The 22,091-nt window shown below is 72.2% G+C and carries 21 protein-coding genes; 12 read left to right on the top strand and 9 right to left on the bottom strand.

From position 1 onward, the window contains the following. Nucleotides 1-6: 6 nt before the first annotated feature. Complete coding sequence (locus ACGFT2_RS24595; RefSeq protein WP_393281804.1) at nucleotides 7-549, bottom strand: hypothetical protein; 543 nt, start codon at nucleotides 547-549, stop codon at nucleotides 7-9. Between the two features lie 634 nt (nucleotides 550-1,183). Here ACGFT2_RS24595 and ACGFT2_RS24590 point away from each other — a divergent pair. The 4 genes from ACGFT2_RS24590 (at nucleotide 1,184) to ACGFT2_RS24575 (ending at nucleotide 4,757) form a co-directional block, all read left to right on the top strand. Further along, the gene (locus ACGFT2_RS24590) at nucleotides 1,184-2,614 is read left to right on the top strand and encodes a DUF2252 domain-containing protein (protein WP_393282198.1); all 1,431 of its coding nucleotides are present in this window, start codon (nucleotides 1,184-1,186) and stop codon (nucleotides 2,612-2,614) included. Nucleotides 2,615-2,722: 108 nt separating this feature from the next. Continuing rightward, on the top strand, nucleotides 2,723-3,280 hold the full coding sequence (locus ACGFT2_RS24585; protein ID WP_393281802.1) for a hypothetical protein: 558 nt from the start codon (nucleotides 2,723-2,725) through the stop codon (nucleotides 3,278-3,280). Nucleotides 3,281-3,565: 285 nt separating this feature from the next. Continuing rightward, nucleotides 3,566-4,378, top strand: coding sequence for a hypothetical protein (locus ACGFT2_RS24580; RefSeq protein WP_393281800.1), 813 nt, complete (start codon nucleotides 3,566-3,568; stop codon nucleotides 4,376-4,378). Nucleotides 4,379-4,427: 49 nt separating this feature from the next. Beyond that, nucleotides 4,428-4,757 (top strand): rhodanese-like domain-containing protein, encoded by a 330-nt coding sequence (locus ACGFT2_RS24575; RefSeq protein WP_393282196.1) that lies wholly within the window; start codon nucleotides 4,428-4,430, stop codon nucleotides 4,755-4,757. Nucleotides 4,758-4,925: 168 nt separating this feature from the next. Here the strand turns inward: ACGFT2_RS24575 and ACGFT2_RS24570 are convergent, their stop codons facing one another. The 6 genes from ACGFT2_RS24570 to paaA all read right to left on the bottom strand — a co-directional run bounded on the left by ACGFT2_RS24570 (nucleotide 4,926) and on the right by paaA (nucleotide 9,771). Further along, the gene (locus ACGFT2_RS24570) at nucleotides 4,926-6,068 is read right to left on the bottom strand and encodes an acyl-CoA dehydrogenase family protein (RefSeq protein ID WP_393281799.1); all 1,143 of its coding nucleotides are present in this window, start codon (nucleotides 6,066-6,068) and stop codon (nucleotides 4,926-4,928) included. 101 nt (nucleotides 6,069-6,169) lie between these two features. Then, nucleotides 6,170-7,234, bottom strand: a complete 1,065-nt coding sequence (locus tag ACGFT2_RS24565; RefSeq protein WP_393281797.1) for a 2Fe-2S iron-sulfur cluster-binding protein — start codon at nucleotides 7,232-7,234, stop codon at nucleotides 6,170-6,172. Next, the gene (paaD, locus tag ACGFT2_RS24560) at nucleotides 7,234-7,761 is read right to left on the bottom strand and encodes a 1,2-phenylacetyl-CoA epoxidase subunit PaaD (protein WP_393281796.1); all 528 of its coding nucleotides are present in this window, start codon (nucleotides 7,759-7,761) and stop codon (nucleotides 7,234-7,236) included. Before paaD ends, ACGFT2_RS24565 begins: the two co-directional genes overlap by 1 nt. Next, nucleotides 7,755-8,474, bottom strand: coding sequence for a 1,2-phenylacetyl-CoA epoxidase subunit PaaC (gene paaC / locus ACGFT2_RS24555; protein WP_393281794.1), 720 nt, complete (start codon nucleotides 8,472-8,474; stop codon nucleotides 7,755-7,757). Before paaC ends, paaD begins: the two co-directional genes overlap by 7 nt. Beyond that, nucleotides 8,471-8,758: a 1,2-phenylacetyl-CoA epoxidase subunit PaaB gene (paaB, locus tag ACGFT2_RS24550; protein WP_190016117.1), complete on the bottom strand. Its 288-nt coding sequence runs from the start codon at nucleotides 8,756-8,758 to the stop codon at nucleotides 8,471-8,473. Before paaB ends, paaC begins: the two co-directional genes overlap by 4 nt. Then, nucleotides 8,755-9,771 (bottom strand): 1,2-phenylacetyl-CoA epoxidase subunit PaaA, encoded by a 1,017-nt coding sequence (gene paaA, locus ACGFT2_RS24545; protein ID WP_393281793.1) that lies wholly within the window; start codon nucleotides 9,769-9,771, stop codon nucleotides 8,755-8,757. The genes paaB and paaA overlap by 4 nt, the downstream gene beginning before the upstream one ends. A 605-nt stretch (nucleotides 9,772-10,376) precedes the next feature. On the opposite strand from paaA, the gene ACGFT2_RS24540 reads away from it, so the two are divergent. The 3 genes from ACGFT2_RS24540 to ACGFT2_RS24530 are packed head-to-tail and all read left to right on the top strand — an operon-like array spanning nucleotide 10,377 to nucleotide 13,301. Beyond that, complete coding sequence (locus tag ACGFT2_RS24540) at nucleotides 10,377-11,330, top strand: DUF5819 family protein (RefSeq protein ID WP_393281792.1); 954 nt, start codon at nucleotides 10,377-10,379, stop codon at nucleotides 11,328-11,330. Then, nucleotides 11,327-12,535 (top strand): HTTM domain-containing protein, encoded by a 1,209-nt coding sequence (locus ACGFT2_RS24535; protein WP_393281791.1) that lies wholly within the window; start codon nucleotides 11,327-11,329, stop codon nucleotides 12,533-12,535. Before ACGFT2_RS24540 ends, ACGFT2_RS24535 begins: the two co-directional genes overlap by 4 nt. A 10-nt stretch (nucleotides 12,536-12,545) precedes the next feature. Continuing rightward, on the top strand, nucleotides 12,546-13,301 hold the full coding sequence (locus tag ACGFT2_RS24530) for a TrmH family RNA methyltransferase (protein ID WP_393281790.1): 756 nt from the start codon (nucleotides 12,546-12,548) through the stop codon (nucleotides 13,299-13,301). A 49-nt stretch (nucleotides 13,302-13,350) separates the two neighbouring features. Here the strand turns inward: ACGFT2_RS24530 and paaN are convergent, their stop codons facing one another. After that, nucleotides 13,351-15,042, bottom strand: coding sequence for a phenylacetic acid degradation protein PaaN (paaN, locus tag ACGFT2_RS24525; RefSeq protein WP_393281788.1), 1,692 nt, complete (start codon nucleotides 15,040-15,042; stop codon nucleotides 13,351-13,353). Between the two features lie 159 nt (nucleotides 15,043-15,201). Here paaN and ACGFT2_RS24520 point away from each other — a divergent pair, with 159 nt between their 5' ends. Both ACGFT2_RS24520 and ACGFT2_RS24515 read left to right on the top strand, forming a co-directional pair. Beyond that, nucleotides 15,202-16,713, top strand: a complete 1,512-nt coding sequence (locus tag ACGFT2_RS24520; protein ID WP_393281787.1) for a 3-hydroxyacyl-CoA dehydrogenase — start codon at nucleotides 15,202-15,204, stop codon at nucleotides 16,711-16,713. Further along, on the top strand, nucleotides 16,710-17,297 hold the full coding sequence (locus ACGFT2_RS24515) for a TetR/AcrR family transcriptional regulator (protein WP_393281785.1): 588 nt from the start codon (nucleotides 16,710-16,712) through the stop codon (nucleotides 17,295-17,297). The genes ACGFT2_RS24520 and ACGFT2_RS24515 overlap by 4 nt, the downstream gene beginning before the upstream one ends. Nucleotides 17,298-17,498: 201 nt before the next feature. Here the strand turns inward: ACGFT2_RS24515 and ACGFT2_RS24510 are convergent, their stop codons facing one another. Next, the gene (locus ACGFT2_RS24510) at nucleotides 17,499-17,981 is read right to left on the bottom strand and encodes an Lrp/AsnC family transcriptional regulator (RefSeq protein WP_393281783.1); all 483 of its coding nucleotides are present in this window, start codon (nucleotides 17,979-17,981) and stop codon (nucleotides 17,499-17,501) included. A 190-nt stretch (nucleotides 17,982-18,171) separates the two neighbouring features. Here ACGFT2_RS24510 and pdhA point away from each other — a divergent pair, with 190 nt between their 5' ends. The 3 genes from pdhA to ACGFT2_RS24495 are packed head-to-tail and all read left to right on the top strand — an operon-like array spanning nucleotide 18,172 to nucleotide 21,871. After that, a complete protein-coding gene (pdhA, locus tag ACGFT2_RS24505) occupies nucleotides 18,172-19,326 on the top strand; it encodes a pyruvate dehydrogenase (acetyl-transferring) E1 component subunit alpha (RefSeq protein WP_393281781.1) in 1,155 nt (384 codons plus the stop codon). Next, nucleotides 19,323-20,327 (top strand): alpha-ketoacid dehydrogenase subunit beta, encoded by a 1,005-nt coding sequence (locus ACGFT2_RS24500; RefSeq protein ID WP_393281779.1) that lies wholly within the window; start codon nucleotides 19,323-19,325, stop codon nucleotides 20,325-20,327. Before pdhA ends, ACGFT2_RS24500 begins: the two co-directional genes overlap by 4 nt. Next, nucleotides 20,327-21,871, top strand: coding sequence for a dihydrolipoamide acetyltransferase family protein (locus ACGFT2_RS24495; protein WP_393281777.1), 1,545 nt, complete (start codon nucleotides 20,327-20,329; stop codon nucleotides 21,869-21,871). Before ACGFT2_RS24500 ends, ACGFT2_RS24495 begins: the two co-directional genes overlap by 1 nt. Nucleotides 21,872-22,091: the final 220 nt, after the last annotated feature.

Here is a 22,091-nt window from a genome sequence, read left to right as displayed (position 1 = left end):
GAAGGGTTAGTCGGCCTTCGTGGTGTCGACCCGGACCCGGTCCACGTTGACCTGGTCGTGAGCCTGGGTGTCGCCGTTCAGCGCGGGGATGGTGAAGTAGCGCTTCGAGCCCTCGTAGTGCCCGTCCCACTCGCCGCGGGACGTCTTGGTCGCGCCCTTGAAGCAGTTGGTGAACCGCTTGGTCCCCAGGGACTTGTCGAGCGACATGGGTATGTCCTGCCACAGCTTCACGTCCACGGAACTGCCCCTGGACGAAACCAGCGTGCATCCGGTGAACATGATCTCGGTGTAGTCGTTGTCATCCCAGTGGCGCGACTCCTTGGAGCCCGGCGCCCAGCCGCTGAGGTGGCTCGAGAAGTTGGCCACGGCGTTGTCGGCAGGGTTGAACAGGTCGACGAGGCCCGCCTCGTCTTGGACGGCCGCGTACGAGTCGTCGACGTTGGGGACCTCGACGTCGTCGGCGCTGGCCGTGGTGATGCCTCCGGCGAGCGCTGCCGCGGCAACAGCGGCGATCAGTCCGGTACGCAGTGAGTTCTTGTGCTTGAGCACGTGGTCTCCTCGAGCCGATGGTTCTGGCTTGACGCCCCTGGCGGGTACCAGTGGCTTCCAGCCCCGGCGAGGGCACTGAAGGCAGGTCGATGTGCCTGGACAGCCGGGTGTGGCCGCACCACGGCATGACAGAAATCTTTCCCCCTGTAGCGACGGTGCCCCCCGGTCGCTGGTCGAACGGTCGCGACGAGGGACGTTGGTCGGCGTCCGCATCGCGGCACTCACCATAGGCACGGTGCGGACGGCCGTGATCAAGTTGCTACGACGATTCTGACGTGAAGCGATCTAGTGTCCCGACGGCGAAGTTATGTAAAGATATTGTTCAGTCTTTGGTCAATGCCCTCTGCATATCGGTTACTTGCTTCTCACTCATGGCGCAGAACCTGGGCGGCTTCGCGTTCTCCACAGGCCGTGATGTGGCCGAAAACGATCTCCATCAGTGGCCATGAGGGGCCAAGCGGAAGTGATCCGGCTCGGAAGGTGGCGCTTCGCGGGGCACTCGAAGGCTTGGCCGCCCGGGTCACAGGAGGGATGCCGCGATGCCGTGATTCAGCCACCCGCTGTACCGTCTTCGCGAGTTGGCGTCCCGACGCACCAGTCGGGTGAGAGCGGTGTCCAGGGGAAGGCGGGCGTGGTGACCGGAACCGGTGGGGGAGCGGTGGACACCGTCGGCCAGGAGGTACGGCGGCTGCCCCGGATGCGCGGGTTCGCCCGGTGGCCGGCGCAGGGCTCCCCCAAGGCGGAGGGCAAGGCGCTCCGCGCGAGCGTCCCGCGTGACGCGCACCGTGCCCTGGACCTGGACGCCGGCCGTCCCGACGCGGTGAGCGCGGTCGAGGAGTCGAACGCCGGCCGCATACCCGAGCTGACGCCGATCAGGGTCGGCCGGATGGCGGCCACGCCCTTCGCCTTCCTGCGCGGGTCGGCCGCGCTCATGGCCTATGACCTGGCGCGCACCCCCATGACCGGGATCGGCACCCAGATATGCGGTGACGCGCACGCCGCCAACTTCGGCGTGTACGGCGACGCCCGCGGTGACCTGGTCATCGACCTCAACGACTTCGACGAGACCGTGCACGGCCCCTGGGAGTGGGACCTGAAGCGGCTCGCGGCCTCCCTGGTGCTCGCCGGGCGGGAGGCGGGCGCCGACGAGGACACCTGCCGTGCGGCGGCCCGGGACACGGTCGGTGCCTACCGGCGCACCATGCGCCTGCTGGCCAAGCTGCCCGTGCTGGACGCGTGGAACGCCATCGCCGACGAGGAGCTGGTCTCCCACACCGACGCCCATGATCTGCTCGGCACCCTGCAGCGGGTCTCCGAGAAGGCCCGCGCCAACACCAGCGGACGGTTCGCCGCGAAGGCGACCGAGACGGCCGCCGACGGCGGGCGCCGGTTCGTGGACGCCCCGCCGGTGCTGCGCAGGGTCCCGGACGCCGAGGCCGCCGCGGTCGCAGCTTCCCTGGAGGCGTACGTGGGCACCCTGGGCGAGGACCGGCACCCCCTCCTCGCCCGGCACGCGGTGCACGACGTGGCCTTCCGTGTGGTCGGCACCGGCAGCGTCGGCACCCGGTCCTACGTCGTGCTGCTCCTCGACCACCGCGAGCAGCCGCTGGTGCTCCAGGTGAAGGAGGCCCGCGCCTCGGCGCTGGTCCCGCACCTGCGCACGGCCGGGTTCGAAGCGCCGCCCACGGAGCACGAGGGCCGCCGGGTGGTTCTCGGGCAGAAGCGGATGCAGGTGGTCAGCGACATCCTGCTGGGCTGGACCACGGTCGACGGGCGCCCCTTCCAGGTGCGCCAGTTCCGCAACCGCAAGGGCAGCGTCGACCCGGCCGCCCTCGCCGCCGACCACGTCGACGACTACGGCCGGATGACCGGCGCCCTGCTGGCCCGTGCCCACGCGCACAGCGCCGACCCGCGGCTGATCGCCGGCTACTGCGGCAAGAACGAGGAACTGGACGAGGCGATGGCCGCCTTCGCCGTCGCCTACGCCGACCGCACCGAGGCGGACCACGCGGAGCTGGTCGCGGGCGTGCGGGCGGGCCGGATAGCGGCCGAGGCCGGGGTGTGAGGACCGAGCCGGGGGCATGAGGCCGGGGATAAGAGGCCGGGGGCATGAGGCCGGGAATACGAGAGGGGACGGCGAGGGTGCCGGCCGCGGTGCGGCGAGGAGGCCGAGGTGAAGTACGTAGAGGTGAGCGGCGGCCGGGGCGAGGAAGAGACGAGCGGCGGCCGGGGTGAGGAAGAGGTGAGCGGCGGCCGGGGTGAGGAAGAGGTGAGCGCTGGCCGGGGCGGGGATCCGGTGCTTCTCGACCCGCGGCCCTATCTCGACCGGCTGCCCGGACTCGCGGAGGGTCTGCCGCCCGGGGCGCGCGCGTTCGCGACCGACCCGGCGCACTACGACTTCGGCGGCAGGCGCTGCGTGAAGGACCTCACACCGGTCGAGGTCAGCCACGGCGCCGACGACGCTCTCGAGATCCGGTTCCGGCACGACTGCGCCCGGCACGACGAGGATCTGATCATCCGCTACTCGGGCGTCTCCCGTTTCCAGACGGATGTCCTGGACGCCTGCGATCCCGCCTCCCTCGGCGCCGTACTGCTCGACGAGATCCTTCCGCACCCGGCCGGCTGCACCCACGAGCTGGCCTGTCTGCCCGGCACCCTCGTCGTCGCCTGCCGCGACCTGGCCGCCCAGTGGGTCCCGGCCGACTGCCCGGAGGCCGGACCCGCCCGCTGAAGCCGGTCCTGCCGGTGGGGCCGGACCGGTTGGCCGGTGGATCCGGTCCTGCCGCCGAATCCAGCCCTGCCGGTGTCCCCGGATCGACGGTGCAACTGCGGACGACCGGTGCCTCCGGACCACACGTGCGTAGAGAGACGACCGATGTCTCCGGACCGACGTGTGTAGAAAGACGACCGATGTCTCCGGACCGACCTGCGTAGAGAGACGATCGGTGCCTCCGGACCGACCGGTGTGTTCGGCCGGTGCGGTCGGCCGGTTCCGGCCGTGGCCTACGCTGGTCGCGTGACGACCCCGGAAGCCGACCAGTCCCAGGCACCGCGGCCCGAGGAACGGCTCGAACAGGCCGTTCGGGCCGCCGAACAGGCGTTGATCGAGTACGAGATCGCGGTGGAGACCTTCCGCGTCGAGATCGAGAACTTCTCCCGGCTGCACGAACAGCGACTCGGCCCCCTCTACCTGCGCATCGAGGAGCTGGATGCCGAGATCGCCGAGGCGAAGGCGGCCCGCAGCGGTGACGCCGAGGACATCCGGCGGGCCGAGGAGGCTCGCGCCCGGGTGCTGCCGATCCCCGGAGTAGAGGACCTGCTGCACGGCTGGATGGACGGCGAGGGCCTGTCCCCGGAGGCCGCCGCCATGCTCACCGACCAGGCGGTACGGCCCCCGCAGCGGGTGCGGCCCAGCGAGGAGGCCCGCAAGCTCTTCCGCAACCTCGCCCGCAAGGCACACCCCGACCTGGCGCAGGAGGATGAGGAGCGGAAGCGGCGCGAGGAGTTCATCACCCGCGTGAACGCCGCCTACGCCCGTGGCGACGAGGCCCTGCTCGAGGAGCTGGCCGAGGAGTGGGCGGCCGGCCCGGTGCCGCCCGAGCGCCGCCCGAGCCCTGCCGAGGAGCTGTACGACCGCCTCGAATGGCTCTCCCGGCGCAAGGAACTGCTCACTCTGGTAGCCCGCGAGCTGGAGGAGGGCGCCATCGCCGGCATGCTCCGCCTCGCCCCCGACGATCCCGACGGGCTGCTCGACGAGATCGCCGGCAGGCTGCGCGCCGACATCGCCGGACGCGAGGCCGAACTGGCGGACCTCCTGGGGCAGGGCTGAGCCGCCCTCCGTTTCGGGTAGCGTCGGAGCCATGAATTTCGGAGCTGGTGTGCCCACGGCCGAGGTCACCGACCTCAAGGACGGCGACTTCCTGCTGGACGTCCGGGAGGACGACGAGTGGCAGGCGGGCCATGCCGAGGGAGCGCTGCACATCCCCATCAGCGAGTTCGTGGCCCGCTACGGCGAGCTGACCGAGGCCGCTCCGCAGGACGGCCGTGTGCACGTGATCTGCCGCTCGGGCGGCCGCTCGGCCCAGGTCACCATGTACCTGGTCCAGCAGGGTATCGACGCGGTCAACATCGACGGCGGCATGCAGGTCTGGCAGGCCGCGGGCCGCCCGGTGGTCACGGAGGACGGCAAGCCGGGCTTCGTGCTGTAGCCGGCCGGAGCGGACCCGCCACGGCGGAGCGGACCCGGCCCCGGCCGCAGCGGATCCGCCGCAGGTGCGGGATGGGCCTCAGCCGAGCCGACCCGTCTGGATCGAGGGATGGGCCCCAGGTGAGCCTGCGCCTCGACCGAGGGTGGGTCTCGGGTGGGTGTGCGCGCCTCAGCCGAGAGGGTGCGCCGCGAGCAGGTCGCCGAGCTTCTCCTCGTACGCCGACGCCGGGCCGAGCGCCAGCTCCAGGTGCTTGGCCCAGGCGTGATACCGGTGCAGTGAGTAGTCGGTGTCGGCGCCGAACCCGCCGTGCAGGTGCTGGGCCGTCTGGACCACCCGCCGCACGCCCTCAGCCGCCCAGATCTTCGCCACCGCGACATCACCGGCGGGGGGCAGCGCCCCGGACGCCCCCGAGGAGATCCGCCACGCGGCCTGCCACAGGGTGGCCTCCATGGCACGCAGGTCGATGTACCGGTCCGCCGACTGCACGGCCACCGCCTGGAAGGTCGCGATCGGATATCCGAACTGCTCCCGTTTCCCGGTGTAGTCACTGGTCATCCGCAGTACCCGCTCGCCCAGGCCGAGCGCCAGCGCACAGGTGCCGGTCACGAGCAGCGCGTGCAGCCACTCCCACGCGCCGTCGGCCTCGATGACCTCCGCCGCGTCGATCCGCACGGACGACAGCCGCAGTTCGGCCAGCCGTTCCCCGCTGGTGGACACCTGCCCGGCCAGGACCACACCGTCGTGCCCGCGCGGCACGAGCGCGAGCACGGTCCGGTCGGCGCCCGCGTCCCCGACATGGGCGGGTACGGCGACCAGGTCCGCGTCGTGCGCCCACGGCACCGCCGTCTGGACACCGTCCAGCACCCAGTCCGGGCCTTCCCGGCGTGCGGTGACGGCCAGTTCGGCCGCGTCGTGGCCGGTGCGTCCGTTCGCCGCGACGGTCAGCACCAGTTCCCCGCGGCCGGCCCGCTCCAGCAGCCGCTTCGCCGAATCGGCCCCGCCGTAGGCCTGTACGGCCGCCGCGGCGGCGCTGTGCTCCAGCAGCGGCACTCGCGCGAGAACCTCGGCGGACGCGCGGAGCACCAGGCACAACGCGATCGCGTCGAGGCCCGCCCCGCCGTACGCCTCGTCCAGCAGCAGGCTCAGCAGGTCGGCGCCGGCGAGCCGGGACCACAGCTCCCGGTCGAAGCCCTCGGCCACGGCACCCGGGGTCAGCGCCGGGCTCGGCACCGCGTCCGGTGCGACGCCGGCGAACACCCCCCGTGCCGCCTCGGCCGCCGCGAGTTGCTCCTCGGTGAAGGTGAAGTCCACGACCTGTCCTCCCGGCGGATCCGGTCGACTGCCGGTTGGTCCGGCAGTTCGCCTGACGGGGCGTCAAGATAGAACACGTTCTAGCAGAAGGGAACGGTGCGTCAGCGGTCGAAGTCCAGCTCCACCTTCTCGGTCACCGGATGCGACTGGCAGGCCAGTACATATCCGGCCTCCGTCTCCTCCGCCTCCAGCGCGAAGTTGCGGTCCATGCGGACCTCGCCCGAGACCAGGAAGGCCCGACAGGTACCGCAGACTCCGCCCTTGCAGGCGTAGGGAGCATCGGCCCGGTTGCGCAGGACGGTCTCCAGCAGCGACTCCCCCTCGCGCACCGGCCAGGTGCCGCCGCGTCCGTCGAGCCGGGCGGTGACCGAGCTGTGCGCGGGTGCCGGGACGACGGCTGCCGGCGCCGGGCCCGCCTCCACGTGGAAGATCTCCTGATGGATCCGGGTGCGGTCCACGCCCAGTTGGCGCAGCGCCTTCTCCGCGCCCTGCACCAGCCCGTACGGTCCACACAGGAACCACCCCGCCACCCGGTCCACCGGCAGCAGCGCGGGCAGCAGCCCCGCGAGCCGCTCCCGGTCGAGCCGGCCGGAGGGCAAACCGGCCTGTTGCTCCTCCCGGGAGAGCACGGTCACCAGCTGAAGCCGCTCCGGGTAGCGGTCCTTCAGGTCGGCGACCTCCTCCAGGAACATCGTCGAGGCGGCCGTGCGGTCGCTGCGTATCAGGCAGAACCGGGCCGCGGGCTCGCGCGCCAGCAGCGTCGAGACGATGGACAGCACCGGGGTGATGCCGCTGCCGCCGACGACCGCCGCGTACAACCCCGGCGCCGGTTCCAGGGTGAAGCGGCCGGCCGGGGTCATCACCTCCAGTTCGTCGCCGACGTTGATCTCTTTCAGCGCGTATGTGGAGAAGGCCCCGCCCTCGAGCAGCCGTACCCCCACCCGCAGGACGCCCGGTCCCTCGCCGTCCGGGTCCGGGGCCTGGGAGCAGATCGAGTACGTACGCCGGATGTCCGTGCCGTCGGCCCGGCGGCGCAGCGTGAGGTGCTGGCCGGCCGTGTGCCGGTACTGGGCGCGCAGCTCGGGCGGGACGGTGAGGGTGAGGGCGACGGAGTCGTCGGTGAGCCGGTCGACCGCGGCCACCGGGAGGGGGTGGAAGCGCGCCATCACAACTCCTTGAAGTGGTCGAACGGTTCACGGCAGACGAGGCAGCGGCGCAGCGCCTTGCAGGCGGTGGAGGAGAACCGGCTCAGCAGCTCGGTGTCGGCGGAGCCGCAGTGCGGGCAGCGCACCGGCTCGGCCTCCGTGTCCTGTGTCCGGGTCGGGCCGAGGGCCAGCTCGACCGGGCCGGAGGTCTGCTGCACGCGCGGGGGAGCGATACCGAACTCCTGGAGTTTGCGGCGCCCTTCGGGTGTGATGTCGTCGGTGGACCAGGCGGGGGCGAGCACGGTGCGGACGGTGACGTGTCGCATACCGTGGGCGCGCAGCACCTGTTCGATGTCGACGCTCATCGCCTCGATGGCCGGGCAGCCGGTGTAGGTCGGCGTCAGCTCGACCTCGACGGTGTCCGGACCGTCCATCCGCACCGCGCGCACCACGCCCAGCTCCCGGAGGGTGAGCACCGGCAGTTCGGGGTCCGGAACCGAGCCCGCCAGCTCCAGCAGCTGCGCCTCGAGGGCGGTGGCCGTCACCACGACGCCCCCGGATGACTGCGGTGCAGGTGCTGCATCTCGGCGATCATCCGCCCGAACGGCTCGGTGTGCAGGCCCTGCCGGCCGGCGCCCGCTGACCAGGCCCCGGTGCGCGGCCCCTCGGGGAGGGTGAGGGTGGCACGCCCGAGGACGTCCCGGACGGACTCCAGCCAACGCTCCTCCAGGAGCGCCCAGTCGACGTCGAGGCCCTCCACCGGCTGGAACATCTCGCCGGTGAACCGCCACAGCTCGTCGCAGGCCCGGCCCATCCGCTGGTGACTGGTCTCGGTGCCGTCGCCGAGCCGCAGCGTCCACTGCTCGGCGTGGTCGCGGTGGTAGGCGACCTCCTTGACCGCCTTGGCGGCGAGCGGGGCGAACGGGCCGTCCGCCGCGGCCAGAGCGGTGTGCAGGAGGTGCTGGTAGGTGGAGAAGTACAGCTGCCGGGCGATGGTGTGGGCGAAGTCGCCGTTCGGCTGCTCGACCAGCTGGAGGTTGCGGAAGGCGCGTTCCTCGCGCAGGTAGGCCAGCTCGTCCTCGTCGCCGGCCATCGACAGCAGCACCCGGGCCTGGCCGAGCAGGTCGAGGGCGATGTTGGCGAGAGCGACCTCTTCCTCCAGGACGGGCGCGTGGCCGGCCCACTCCCCGAGGCGGTGGGAGAGCACCAGGGCGTCGTCGCCGAGGGCGAGCGCGGCGGCCGCCGGGACGGTGGCGGTCACAGGTGCTTCACCCCTTCCGGGATCTCGTAGAAGGTCGGATGCCGGTAGGGCTTGTCGGCTGCCGGTTCGAAGAACGGGTCCTTCTCGTCCGGCGAGGAGGCGGTGATCGCGGTGGCCGGAACGACCCAGATCGAGACGCCCTCACCGCGCCGCGTGTAGAGGTCGCGGGCATTGCGCAGGGCCAGCTCGGCGTCGGGTGCGTGCAGGCTGCCGGCATGGGTGTGAGACAGCCCCCGCCTGGAGCGGACGAAGACCTCCCACAGAGGCCAGTCGGTGGTGCTCATGCTCGCTCCGCTCCCGTCCCACCGGTGGTGCCGGTGTGCTTGGCCGCGTAGGCCGCGGCCGCTTCCCGTACCCATGCGCCCTCGTCGTGGGCGCGCTTGCGCTGGGTGATGCGCTGTTCGTTGCACGGGCCGTTGCCCTTGAGGACGTCCTGGAACTCGGTCCAGTCGATCGGGCCGAAGTCGTGCCGGCCGCGCTCCTCGTTCCACCTCAGCTCCGGGTCCGGCAGGGTGAGACCCAGGGACTCGGCCTGCGGGACGCAGATGTCGACGAAGCGCTGGCGCAGCTCGTCGTTCGAGTGCCGCTTGATCTTCCACTCCATGGACTGCGCGGAGTGCTGGGAGGCGTCGTCGGGCGGGCCGAACATCATCAGCGACGGCCACCACCAGCGGTTCACCGCGTCCTGGGCCATCGCGTGCTGCTCCGGAGTGCCCTTGCTGAGGGCCAGCAGCAGCTCGTAACCCTGGCGCTGGTGGAAGGACTCCTCCTTGCAGACCCGCACCATGGCGCGTGCGTACGGGCCGTAGGAGCAGCGGCACAGGGGGACCTGGTTGGTGATCGCGGCGCCGTCCACCAGCCAGCCGATCGCGCCGACGTCGGCCCAGGTCAGGGTCGGGTAGTTGAAGATCGAGGAGTACTTCTGGCGGCCGGTGTGCAGCTTGTCCAGCAGCTCGTCGCGGCTGGCGCCGAGGGTCTCGGCCGCGCTGTACAGGTACAGGCCGTGGCCGGCCTCGTCCTGGACCTTGGCCATCAGGATCGCCTTGCGGCGCAAGGAGGGCGCGCGGGTGATCCAGTTGGCCTCGGGCTGCATGCCGATGATCTCGGAGTGCGCGTGCTGGGCGATCTGCCGGACCAGGGTCGCGCGGTAGGCGTCGGGCATCCAGTCGCGCGGTTCGATCCGCTCGTCGGCGGCCACGGCCGCGTCGAAGGCGTGCTGGTAGGCCGTCGTGTCGACGGTGTCCGGCGTGCCGTCCGCCGGTGTGCCGGTCGTGCGCTGCGCGGCTGCTGTGGCCATGCGGTCCCCCTGACCTCGGGCTCTGCGGTGGATCTGTCCCGACCGATCGTTCGGTCCGTGCGGTATCAATGGTGTGCCGGGCCGCCGGAGGGTGTCAACCGCTGTGGAAAACTCCGCGGGCCACCTGTGGACAACGTGTCGCAGAGGACCGGCCGGGACCGCTCGACGGAGCGACGCGGACCGGTGCCGGGGGCCCATGGTGGCGAGGACCACGGCCGTCGGCCCGTACCCGGGGCTGCGCGTGGTGGCCCCGGCTGAGTACCGTTCCGTGCGAGCGCCGGTGCGGCGCTCGTGCATCGTGCGGCGTCTGTGGCAGGGGCCGCCCACCGAGCTGACCCACTCAGCCGAAGCGATCAGCTGAACGAATGACCCGAAACGGGGGACGGGGCGCGATGGATGCGTATGACGAGGACTCGGGTGCCCGGCGGGGCCGGGGTGCCGCCGAGCCCTTGGAGCCGCCCAGGCCGCCCGAACCGCGTGAGCCGTCGGACCCGTCGGATCCGTCGGATCCGTCGGATCCGTCGGATCCGTCGGAGTCACCGGAGCCGCGTGAACCCGCCGAGGCATCCGAGCCCTCCGGGTCGCGTGGGTTGCCTGGGGCCCGTGTGACACGTGAGGTCGGTGGGACTGGCGAGGCCGACCGGGAGACCTGTGAGGTCGGTGGGACTGGCGAGGCCGACCGGGAGACCCGTGAGGTCGGTGGGTCTGGCGAGGGCGACGGGGAGACCCGTGAGGTCGGTGGGACTGGCGAGGCCGGCGGGGAGACCCGCGAGGTCCACGAGCCGCGCGAGTCGGCCGGCCCCCCTGAGTCCACGAGACCCGCCCGGTCCGCGAGACCCGCTGCTCCTCCCGAGTGCACCGAGCGGCCCTGCGACGCGCAGGAGCCGTCACGCTCGGCCCCGCCCGCTCCTCGTACCGGTGTCGCCGCGCTCTCCCCCCGCTACCAGGTCGGCGCCGCGCTGGCGCTCGCGGTGGTCGCCGTCGCCGCCGGTGTGCATCTGCTGATGGTGTTCCTCAGCCTCGCGCCCGCGAACACGGTGACGAAGCAGCACGGCAAGGCGATCGAGGAGTGGATATACCCGGAGTTCGAACAGAACTGGAAGCTGTTCGCCCCGAACCCGCTGCAGCAGAACATCGCCGTGCAGGTGCGTGCCGAGGTACGGACCGAGGACGGTGCGGTGCGCACCACCGGCTGGACCGACCTCTCGGCCCAGGACGGTGCCGCGATCAGGGGGAATCCGGTGCCCAGCCACACCCAGCAGAACGAACTGCGCCGGGCCTGGGACTTCTTCGGCGCCACGCACGGCGCCGACAACCGCCCCGTGGGCCTGCGCGGCGCCCTCGCCGAGCAGTACGTGCGCCGGATCGTCGTGATGCGGCTCTACCGGGACGATCCGATCAGCAGGGAGGGCGTCATCCGGCGCGTGCAGGTCCGTTCCAGCACCACCAACGTGCAGCCGCCGAAGTGGAGCCGTGAGCGGGTGTCCGACAAGCCCGTCTACCGCCTGCTGCCCTGGTGGACCGTGTCGGCCGACGAGGCCGCCGGAGGTGTGCGGTGAGCCGTCTCGCGCCGGCCCTCTCGCGCGGCATCGCCCGCGTCACCGGGGCCTCTCTCGGGCCGTACCAGAGCGCGGTGATCCGGATCGGGTTCGCCGGGACCTGGCTGCTGTTCCTGCTGCGCGAGTTCCCGCACCGCCGGGAGCTGTACGGCCCCACCGGTCCCTGGGGCTGGCAGCTCGCCAAGGACCTGACCGACGACAACCACGCGTTCTCGGCGCTGCTGTGGTCGGACGGGCGGGCCTGGTTCGAGTGCTTCTACGTCCTGGCGATCCTCGCCGCCGTGGGGCTGCTGCTCGGCTGGCGCACCCGTACCGCGTCGGTGCTGTTCATGGTGGGCGTGCTGTCGCTGCAGAACCGCAGCGTCTTCATGGGGGACGGCGGCGACAACGTCCTGCACCTGATGTCCTTCTACCTGTTGTTCACGCGCTGCGGCCAGGTGTGGTCCCTCGACGCACGGCGGAGGGCGGCCGACGAGGCGGCCCGCGCGCGTGGCGAACGGGTTCCAGCCGACCGGGTGGGGGCGGCGCTGTGGGCGGGTCTGGGCCTCGCGCTCGGCATCGTGACGCTGACCGGGCGGTCCGACAACGGCTGGCTGATCCCCGCGCTGTTGTGGACGGTGTGGGTGGCCCTCGGTGTGTGGGGGCTCGTCGAGCGCCGGGCGAAGTCCGCCGACCCGAGGCTGCTGCTGGACGTGGTCGCCAACGTCCTGCACAACGGCGCCCTGTTCGTGATCATGGCGGAGGCGTGCCTGATCTACGCCACGGCCGGCTGGTACAAGGTCCAGGGCTCGCGCTGGCAGGACGGCACCGCCGTCTACTACCCGCTCCACCTGCACTACTTCTCGCCCTGGCCCGGGCTCGGCGAGCTGATGTCCACGAGCGGGACGATCATGATGCTCGTGACCTACGGGACGGTCATCGTGCAGGTCGCCTTCCCGTTCACCCTGTTCAACCGGCGGGTCAAGAACGTCCTGCTGGTGCTGATGATGGCCGAGCACGCGGCGATCGCGGTCGTCCTCGGACTGCCGTTCTTCTCGCTGGCGATGATCGCCGCGGACGCCGTGTTCCTGCCCACCTCGTTCCTGCGGCGGCTGGGGGATCTGGCGGCACGCGCGCGGGGGCGGTTCGTCCGGCGCGGTCGCGGTGGCGTGCCCGCGCAGCGGGCCCCGGAGGAGAGCGCTCCGGGGCGGGTAGGGGCCGCGTAGGGTGCACGGCATGACCGACCCGCTGATGCGCTGGCGCGAGCACGCCGGTGGCGCCGTGCTGCTCGACGGCTTCCACGCCCTGAAGCACGCGCTGCGCTTCGGGGCGGAGGTGCCGGTGGCGGTCACCACGGACCGGCGGGCCGCGCTCGCCCTCGCCGAGGAGCTGGCCGGGGACGTACGGGACGCGCTGGACGGGCTGCTGACCGAGGTGGCCGAGGAGACGTACGCCGCCCTCGTCCCGCGGCCCCATCCCACGGGTGTCGCCGCCCTCGCCGTACGACCGCCCCGCGCGGCCAATCTGCGGGCGCTCGCGCGCTCGCCCCGCACCGCCCCCGTGGTGGTTCTCGACAACCCGCGCAATCTGGGGAACGCCGGGGCCGTGATCCGGCTGGCCGCCGGCTTCGGGGTGCTCGGCGTGGTGACCACGGGGACGCTCGACCCCTGGCACCCCACGGTGGTGCGCGGCGGGGCGGGCCTGCATTTCGCGACCGCCGTGGAACGGCTCGGCGTCGAAGAGCTGCCGTCCGGGCCGCTGTTCGCCCTCGACCCGGAGGGCGAGGACATCCGGGGCACCGAGCTGCCCGACGACGCCGTGCTGGCGTTCGGCTCGGAGCGCAGCGGACTGTCGGCGGAACTGCGCGCGCGTGCCGACCATCTGCTGCGGCTGCCGATGCGCCCCCAGGTCTCCAGCTACAACCTCGCCACGAGCGTGGCGATGACGCTGTACCACTGGAGTGCCACCGGGGGCGCCCCCTCGGCCTCTTAGGCCTCCCAGGCCTCCCAGGCCTCTTGGGCCACTGGGGGCCTTGGGCCTCCTAGGCCTCCCTGCGGACCTCCACCACCCGGAAGCGGTTGGCGACGAACGCGCCGTCGGTGAGGGCCGAGTTCGCCGCCGGGTTGCCGCCCGAGCCGTGGAAGTCGGAGAAGGCGGCGGTCTGGTTCACGTAGACCCCGCCGGTGAGGTTGAGCGAGAGCTGAGCGGCCTCCTCGAGGCAGACCTCCTCGACGGCCTGCTCGACCTCGGTGTCGGTGGTGTAGGCGCCGACCGTCATCGCGCCCTTCTCCCGGACCGTGCGGCGCAGCAGCTCCAGCGCGTCGCTCACCGAGTCGACCGCGACGGCGAAGGAGACGGGACCGAAGCACTCGCTCATGTAGGCGGCCTCGTCGTCCGGCTTGGCGCCGTCCAGCTTGACGATGACGGGGGTGCGGACGACCGCGCCCGGGAACTCCGGGTTGGCGACCTCACGGGAGGCCAGGGCGACCTCGCCGAGACCGGACGCGGCCTCCAGGCGGGCCTTGACGTCCGGGTTGACGATCGCGCCCAGCAGGGCGTTCGCGCGTGCGTCGTCGCCGAGGAGGCCGTCGACCGCGCGTGCCAGGTCGGCGGTGACCTCGTCGAAGGTCTTGTGGCCCGCTTCGGTGCGGATGCCGTCCCGGGGGATCAGCAGGTTCTGCGGGGTGGTGCACATCTGGCCGCTGTACAGGGACAGCGAGAACGCCAGGTTGGACAGCATGCCCTTGTAGTCGGCGGTGGAGTGCACGATCACCGTGTTGACGCCGGCCTTCTCCGTGTAGACCTGCGCCTGGCGGGCGTTGGCCTCCAGCCAGTCACCGAAGGACGTCGACCCGGTGTAGTCGATGATCCTGATCTCGGGACGGGTGGCGAGGGTCTTGGCGATTCCTTCGCCGGGGCGCTCGGCGGCCAGCGCCACCAGGTTCGCGTCGAAGCCGGCCTCGGTGAGCACGTCCCGCGCGACCTGCACGGTCAGCGCGAGCGGCAGCACCGCGCGCGGGTGCGGCTTGACCAGCACGGCGTTGCCGGTGGCCAGGGAGGCGAACAGGCCGGGGTAGCCGTTCCAGGTCGGGAAGGTGTTGCAGCCGATCACCAGGCCGATACCGCGCGGGACCGGGGTGAACCGCTTGACGAGGGCCAGCGGATCCCGCTTGCCCTGGGGCTTGTTCCACTCCGCCGTCCCGGGCGTGCGGACCTGCTCCGCGTACGCGTACGCCACCGCCTCCATGCCGCGGTCCTGGGCGTGCGGGCCGCCCGCCTGGAACGCCATCATGAAGGCCTGGCCGCTGGTGTGCATGACCGCGTGCGCGAACTCGTGGGTGCGGTCGCTGATCCGCTTCAGGATCTCCAGGCAGACCACGGCACGGGTCTCGGGGCCCGCGTCGCGCCAGGCGCGCCGGCCCGCCTGCATCGCGGGCAGCAGGACGTCGAGGTCCGCGTGCGGGTAGCTCACGTCCAGCTCGATGCCGTACGGCGAGACCTCGCCGCCCACCCAGTCGTCCGTGCCGGGCTGGCCGAGGTCGAGCCGGCCGCCCAGCACGGCGTCGAAGGCGGCCTTGCCCGCCGTCGCGTCCAGGCTGCCGTTCTCGCCGTACGCCTTCGGGTGCTCGGGGTGCGGGGACCAGTACGCGCGCGTGCGGATCGCTTCCAGGGCCTGGTCGAGAGTGGGCCGGTGCTTCGCGATCAGCTCGTGTGCGGTCAGTTCGGCGGCCATGCGGGACCAACTCCTCGTCTGGAGAACTCGTCGTCGAGTTCATGACCTGGCGGAAAGAGCAGCGGAATAGGGCGGTCAGAGCTAGAGTAACCGAACGATCGGTCGGGACAAGGGGGACTGCCGCATCTGTGGAAAGCCCCGTGCGGGAGGATCGCGCACATGACAGCTATCGACCTCAGCAGCCCCGTTGCCGTCGTCGGCACCGGCACCATGGGACAGGGCATCGCCCAGGTCGCGCTGGTCGCCGGCCACCCCGTGCGGCTCTACGACTCCGTCGCCGGGCGCGCCCGCGACGCGGCCGAAGCGATCGGCGCCCGCCTCGACCGGCTGGTGGAGAAGGGCCGGCTCGACGGCGCCGCCCGGGACGCGGCCCGCGCCCGTCTGCGGCCCGCGGACGGCCTCGCCGAGCTGGCCGACTGCGCGCTGGTCGTGGAGGCCGTACTGGAGCGGCTGGACGTCAAGCAGCAGCTCTTCGGCGAGCTGGAGGAGATCGTCGCCGAGGACTGCCTGCTCGCCACCAACACCTCCTCGCTGTCGGTGACGGCCATCGGGGGCCCGTTGCGCCACCCCGGCCGCCTCGTGGGCCTGCACTTCTTCAACCCGGCCCCGCTGCTGCCGCTGGTCGAGGTCGTCTCCGGGTTCGCCACCGACGTCACGTCGGCCACGCGTGCGTACGAGACGGCCCGTGCCTGGGGCAAGACACCCGTGGCCTGCGCGGACACCCCGGGCTTCATCGTCAACCGCATCGCCCGACCCTTCTACGCCGAGGCCTTCGCCGTCCACGAGGCACAGGGAGCCGATCCGGCGACCATCGACGCGGTCCTGCGCGAGTGCGGCGGCTTCAGGATGGGCGCGTTCGAGCTGACCGACCTGATCGGGCAGGACGTCAACGAGTCGGTCACCCACTCGGTGTGGCAGTCCTTCTTCCAGGACGTGCGTTTCACGCCGTCCCTGTCCCAGCGCCGCCTGGTCGAGTCCGGCAGGCTCGGCCGCAAGACCGGTCGTGGCTGGTACGACTACGGCGACGGTGCGGAGCGACCCGAGCCGCACACCGCCGACAAGGAACAGCCGCCCGCGTACGTCGTCGCCGAGGGCGGCCTGGGCCCGGCGGCCGAGCTGCTCACGATGATCCGCGAGGCGGGCATCCAGGTCCGCGCGGAGGACGAGGACAGCGGCAGCCGGCTGGTGCTCCCCGGCGGCGGCCAGCTGGTCCTCGCCGACGGCCAGACCTCGGTGGAGTTCCGCGACGTCGTCTACTTCGACCTGGCGCTCGACTACCGCACGGCCACCCGCATCGCCCTGTCCGCATCCCAGGACACCTCGTCGCGGACGCTCGCGGAAGCGGTGGGCCTGTTCCAGGCGCTCGGCAAGGACGTCAGCGTCATCGGTGACGTACCGGGCATGATCGTCGCCCGTACCGTGGCCCGGATCATCGACCTCGCCCACGACGCCGTGGCCAAGGGCGTGGCCACCGAGGAGGACGTCGACACCGCGATGCGCCTCGGCGTCAACTACCCGCTCGGTCCGTGCGAATGGAACCGCAGGCTCCCCCGTGGCTGGGCCTACGACCTGCTGGACGAAGTGCACGAGCGCGACCCCTCCGGCCGGTACGCGCCCTCCCTCGCCCTGTACCGACACTCGTCCACCGATCCGCGGGAGGGCACCGCATGACCACCGCGAAGCGCGACACGTACACCCCCGAGACGCTGCTCTCCGTCGCCGTCCAGGTCTTCAACGAACGCGGCTACGACGGCACCTCCATGGAGCACCTGTCCAAGGCGGCCGGGATCTCCAAGTCGTCGATCTACCACCACGTCAGCGGCAAGGAGGAGCTGCTGCGCCGGGCCGTCGACCGCGCCCTGAACGGGCTGTTCGCCATCCTGGACGAGGAGCACGCGTGCGTGGGGCGGCCCGTGGAGCGCCTGGAGCACGTCGTGCGGCGCATGGTCGAGGTGCTCATAGCCGAGCTGCCGTACGTGACGCTGCTGCTGCGGGTGCGCGGCAACACCGCCACCGAGCGGTGGGCGCTGGAGCGGCGCCGGGACTTCGACCACCGGGTGGCCGAACTGCTGAAGGCGGCCGCCGCCGACGCGGACGTGCGCGGCGACGTGGAGGTCCGGCTGGCCACCCGGCTGGTCTTCGGAATGATCAACTCCATCGTGGAGTGGTACCGGCCGGACGCACGCGGCGCCACCGACCGCGAGGTGGCCGACGCGGTGGTCCGCCTGGTCTTCGCGGGCCTGCGCCAGGCCTGACCCCGCCGCCCGGGCCACCGGCGCGTACCCCCGTCCCAGGGCCTGACCCGGCCCCCCGGCCTCCGGCGCGTCCTCCCTGCCGGGGCCCGACCCGACCCCCGGACTCCGGCGCGTACCCCGCGCGCGGGTCTGCCCCGGCCGCCGCCCCTCCTCCGGCGGGTTCGGCCCGGCACCGCCCGGCCGTGCCGGGGGGGTGCCGGCTCAGCTGTCCGGTTCCAGGTCCTCCTCCTCGAAGACCAGCAGCGTGCGGGTGCTGCGCACCTCGGGGATGGCCTGGAGGCGCGTCAGCACCAGCTCACGCAGCGTTCTGTTGTCCGGCGCGTGCACCAGCAGCAGTACGTCGAAATCGCCGCCCACCAGGGCGATGTGGGAGGCGCCGGGCAGCTGCCGCAGCTGTTCGCGGACCGTGCGCCACGTGTTCTGGACGATCTTCAGGGTGATGTACGCCGACGTGCCGTGCCCCGCGCGTTCGTGGTCCACGCGCGCGCTGAACCCCCGGATCACCCCGTCCTCGACGAGACGGTTGATACGGGCGTAGGCATTGGCGCGCGAGACGTGCACGCGTTCGGCGACGGACCGTATCGACGCCCGGCCGTCCGCCTGGAGGATTCTCAGGATGTCCTGATCGATGGCGTCGAGCGGACGAGGCGGCGGAGGGGCTCCGATGCGTGGTCCGTCGGCCATTTGTTCAGGTCCCATGTCCCCCCGCTCTGCCGCCGTGGACGTCCTGCATTCATTCCAGGCTGTGGAGAACCGTTTGTCCACAGCCTGGAGGGGCCTGTAGCCAAAATGTGCCGACGACCGAACAATCGGTAGGTGAGACGCCTCACAGCCGACGCGTCTCCCGTAGCCGCTCCCACGAGGAGGTGCCGTCATGACGGTTCTGGAGCAGCGGGGCGCGTACCGGCCTTCGCCGCCGCCCGCCTGGCAGCCCCGTATGGATCCCGCGCCGCTGATGCCCGACGCCGAGCCCTACCGCGTCCTCGGCACCGAGACGGCCGCGAAGACCGACCCGGAGCTGCTGCGCCGGCTGTACACCCAGCTCGTGCGCGGGCGCCGCTACAACACGCAGGCGACCGCGCTGACCAAGCAGGGCCGGCTCGCCGTCTATCCGTCCAGCACCGGCCAGGAGGCCTGCGAGGTCGCCGCGGCCCTGGCGCTGGAAGAGCGCGACTGGCTCTTCCCCAGCTACCGCGACACCCTCGCCGCCGTCGCCCGGGGCGTCGACCCCGTCGAGACCCTCACCCTGCTGCGTGGCGACTGGCACAACGGCTACGACCCCTACGCCCACCGTGTGGCCCCGCTCAGCACCCCGCTGGCCACCCAGCTCCCGCACGCCGTCGGTCTCGCCCACGCCGCCCGCCTCAAGGGCGACGACGTGGTGGCGCTGGCCATGGTCGGCGACGGCGGCACCAGCGAGGGCGACTTCCACGAAGCCCTGAACTTCGCGGCCGTCTGGCAGGCACCGGTCGTCTTCCTGGTGCAGAACAACGGCTTCGCGATCTCCGTCCCGCTCGCCAAGCAGACCGCCGCACCCTCCCTGGCCCACAAGGCGGTCGGCTACGGCATGCCGGGCCGGCTGGTGGACGGCAACGACGCGGCGGCGGTGCACGAGGTCCTCAGCGACGCCGTGCGGCACGCCCGCGCGGGCGGCGGCCCGACCCTGGTGGAGGCGGTGACGTACCGCGTCGAGGCCCACACGAACGCGGACGACGCCACCCGCTACCGGGGCGACGCCGAGGTCGAGGCCTGGCGTGCGCACGACCCGATCCAGCTGCTGGAGCAGGAGATGACCGCGCGCGGGCTGCTCGACGAGGCCGGTATGGAGGCCGTCCGGCAGGGCGCCGAGGAGATGGCCGCCGACCTGCGCGAGCGCATGAACCGCGATCCCGAACTGGACCCCACGGCCCTCTTCGACCACGTCTACGCCGAGACCACCACCCAGTTGCGCGAGCAGCGAGCCCTGTTGCGGGCCGAGCTGGAAGCGGAGCAGGAGCAGCACGGCGAGCAGGAAGGCGACGCCCGATGACCACCGTCGCCGTCAAGCCGGCCACCATGGCACAGGCCCTCACGCGCGCGATGCGCGACGCGATGGCCGCCGACCCCGCCGTGCACGTCATGGGTGAGGACGTCGGCACGCTCGGCGGTGTATTCCGGGTGACCGACGGTCTCGCCAAGGAGTTCGGCGAGGACCGCTGCACCGACACCCCGCTCGCCGAGGCCGGCATCCTCGGCACCGCCCTCGGCATGGCCATGTACGGCCTGCGCCCGGTGGTGGAGATGCAGTTCGACGCCTTCGCCTACCCGGCGTTCGAGCAGCTGATCAGCCACGTCTCCCGGATGCGCAACCGCACCCGCGGCCGGATGCCCCTGCCGATCACCGTCCGCGTCCCCTACGGCGGCGGCATCGGCGGCGTCGAGCACCACAGCGACTCCTCCGAGGCCTACTACATGGCCACCCCGGGGCTCCACGTCGTCACACCGGCGACCGTCGCCGACGCCTACGGCCTGCTGCGCCAGGCCATCGCCTCCGACGACCCGGTCGTCTTCCTGGAGCCCAAGCGGCTGTACTGGTCGAAGGACACCTGGGACCCCGAGCACCCGACGGACGTCGAGCCGATCGGCCGTGCCGTCGTCCGGCGTCCCGGGCACAGCGCCACGCTCATCACCTACGGCCCGTCCGTGCCGGTCTGCCTGGAGGCCGCCGAGGCCGCACGGGCGGAGGGCTGGGAACTGGAGATCGTCGACCTGCGCTCCCTGGTGCCGTTCGACGACGAGACGGTCTGCGCGTCGGTACGGCGCACCGGACGCGCGGTCGTCGTCCACGAGGCCACCGGCTTCGGCGGGCCGGGCGGCGAGATCGCGGCCCGCATCACCGAGCGCTGTTTCCACCACCTGGAGGCTCCGGTGCTGCGCGTGGCCGGGTTCGACATCCCCTACCCGCCGCCGATGCTGGAGCGGCACCATCTGCCCGGTGTGGACCGCATCCTGGACGCCGTCGCGCGGCTGCAGTGGGAGACCGAGGGCTGATGGCACAGGTGCTGGAGTTCAAGCTTCCCGACCTCGGCGAGGGACTCACCGAGGCCGAGATCGTCCGCTGGCTGGTGCAGGTCGGGGACGTCGTCGCCATCGACCAGCCCGTCGTCGAGGTCGAGACGGCCAAGGCGATGGTCGAGGTCCCCTGCCCCTACGGCGGTGTGGTCACCGCCCGCTTCGGCGAGGAGGGCACCGAACTGCCCGTCGGCGCACCGCTGCTGACGGTGGCCGTGGGTGAACCGTCCGCGGAGCCGGAGGGCTCCGGCAACGTCCTGGTCGGCTACGGCACGCAGGCCCCGGCGGCACGGCGGCGCCGGGTGCGGGCCGCGGCGGCGGGCACGGCGGCCCACAACGGGCATGCCAGGCGATCCGCACCCGCGTCCGGTTCCGGTCCCGGCTCGGCATCGGCGTCCGCTCCGGCATCGGCGTCCGCTCCGGTATCGGCGTCCGCTCCGGTATCGGCGTCCGCTCCGGTATCGGCGTCCGCTCCGGTATCGGCGTCCGTCCCGACGCCCGCGTCCGCTCCCACACCCGCACGCGCTCACTCGTCCGCTTCCACGGCTTCCACGGCTTCCACGGCCCCCGCTCGCGTGGCGGGTGCGGGGGCCGCGTACGCCGACGGCCCGGTCCCGGTGATCTCCCCGCTGGTGCGCAAGCTCGCCCGCGACAACGGCGTGGACCTGCGGCGACTGGCCGGCTCGGGACCCGACGGACTGATCCTGCGGTCCGACGTCGAGGACGTTCTGCGGACCGGGGCGGCACCGGTCCACGCGGTCGGGGAACCGGCCGTACCGCCCACCACGGCCGGGCAGTCCCTCGCGCGGACCCCTGCGGCGTCCTCCGCCCATGGCGGCGTCCGTGTCCCGCTCAAGGGCGTCCGCGGTGCCGTCGCCGACAAGCTGTCCCGCAGCCGTCGGGAGATCCCGGACGCGACCTGCTGGGTCGACGCCGACGCCACCGAACTGATGCGGGCACGGGCCGCGATGAACGCCGCAGGAGGGCCCAAGATCTCCCTTCTCGCGCTCCTCGCCCGCGTCTGCACCGCGGCCCTCGCCCGCTTCCCGGAACTGAACTCGTACGTCGACACCGAGGCCCGCGAGGTCGTCCGGCTGGAGCACGTGCATCTCGGATTCGCCGCGCAGACCGAGCGCGGGCTGGTCGTGCCGGTAGTCCGTGACGTCCACGCCCGCGACGCCGAGGGGCTGACGGCGGAGTTCACCCGGCTCACCGAGGCCGCTCGCACCGGGACGCTCACTCCCGGGGAACTCACGGGCGGTACCTTCACGTTGAACAACTACGGCGTCTTCGGCGTGGACGGCTCCACGCCGATCATCAACCACCCCGAGGCGGCCATGCTCGGCGTCGGCCGCATCATCCCCAAGCCGTGGGTGCACGAGGGCGAGCTGGCGGTGCGCCAGGTCGTCCAGCTCTCCCTCACCTTCGACCACCGGGTGTGCGACGGTGGCACGGCGGGCGGCTTCCTGCGGTACGTGGCGGACTGCGTGGAACAGCCGGCGGTGCTCCTGCGCACGCTGTGATCCCGGGGGCGGCGCTCCCGGGCCACCGGGACCGTCTGCCACCGGGACCGCCTGCCTACCCCCTGGATCGTCTGCTTCCTGGAGCGTCTGCCTCCCGAGACCGTCTGTCACAGCGGCTGCCGTGGCGGGTGCCCCCATGGCGGGTGCCCCAGGGCCGCCATGGCCGGTGCGGATGCGCACGCTGTGACCGACGGGTCCGGGAGCAGGGGTCGGCAGGACA

Origin of the sequence: Streptomyces sp. NPDC048514 (genome assembly GCF_043199955.1) — a bacterium.
In the GTDB taxonomy this organism is placed as follows: Bacteria; Actinomycetota; Actinomycetes; order Streptomycetales; family Streptomycetaceae; genus Streptomyces.
This window is presented reverse-complemented; position numbering and strand designations above follow the sequence as displayed.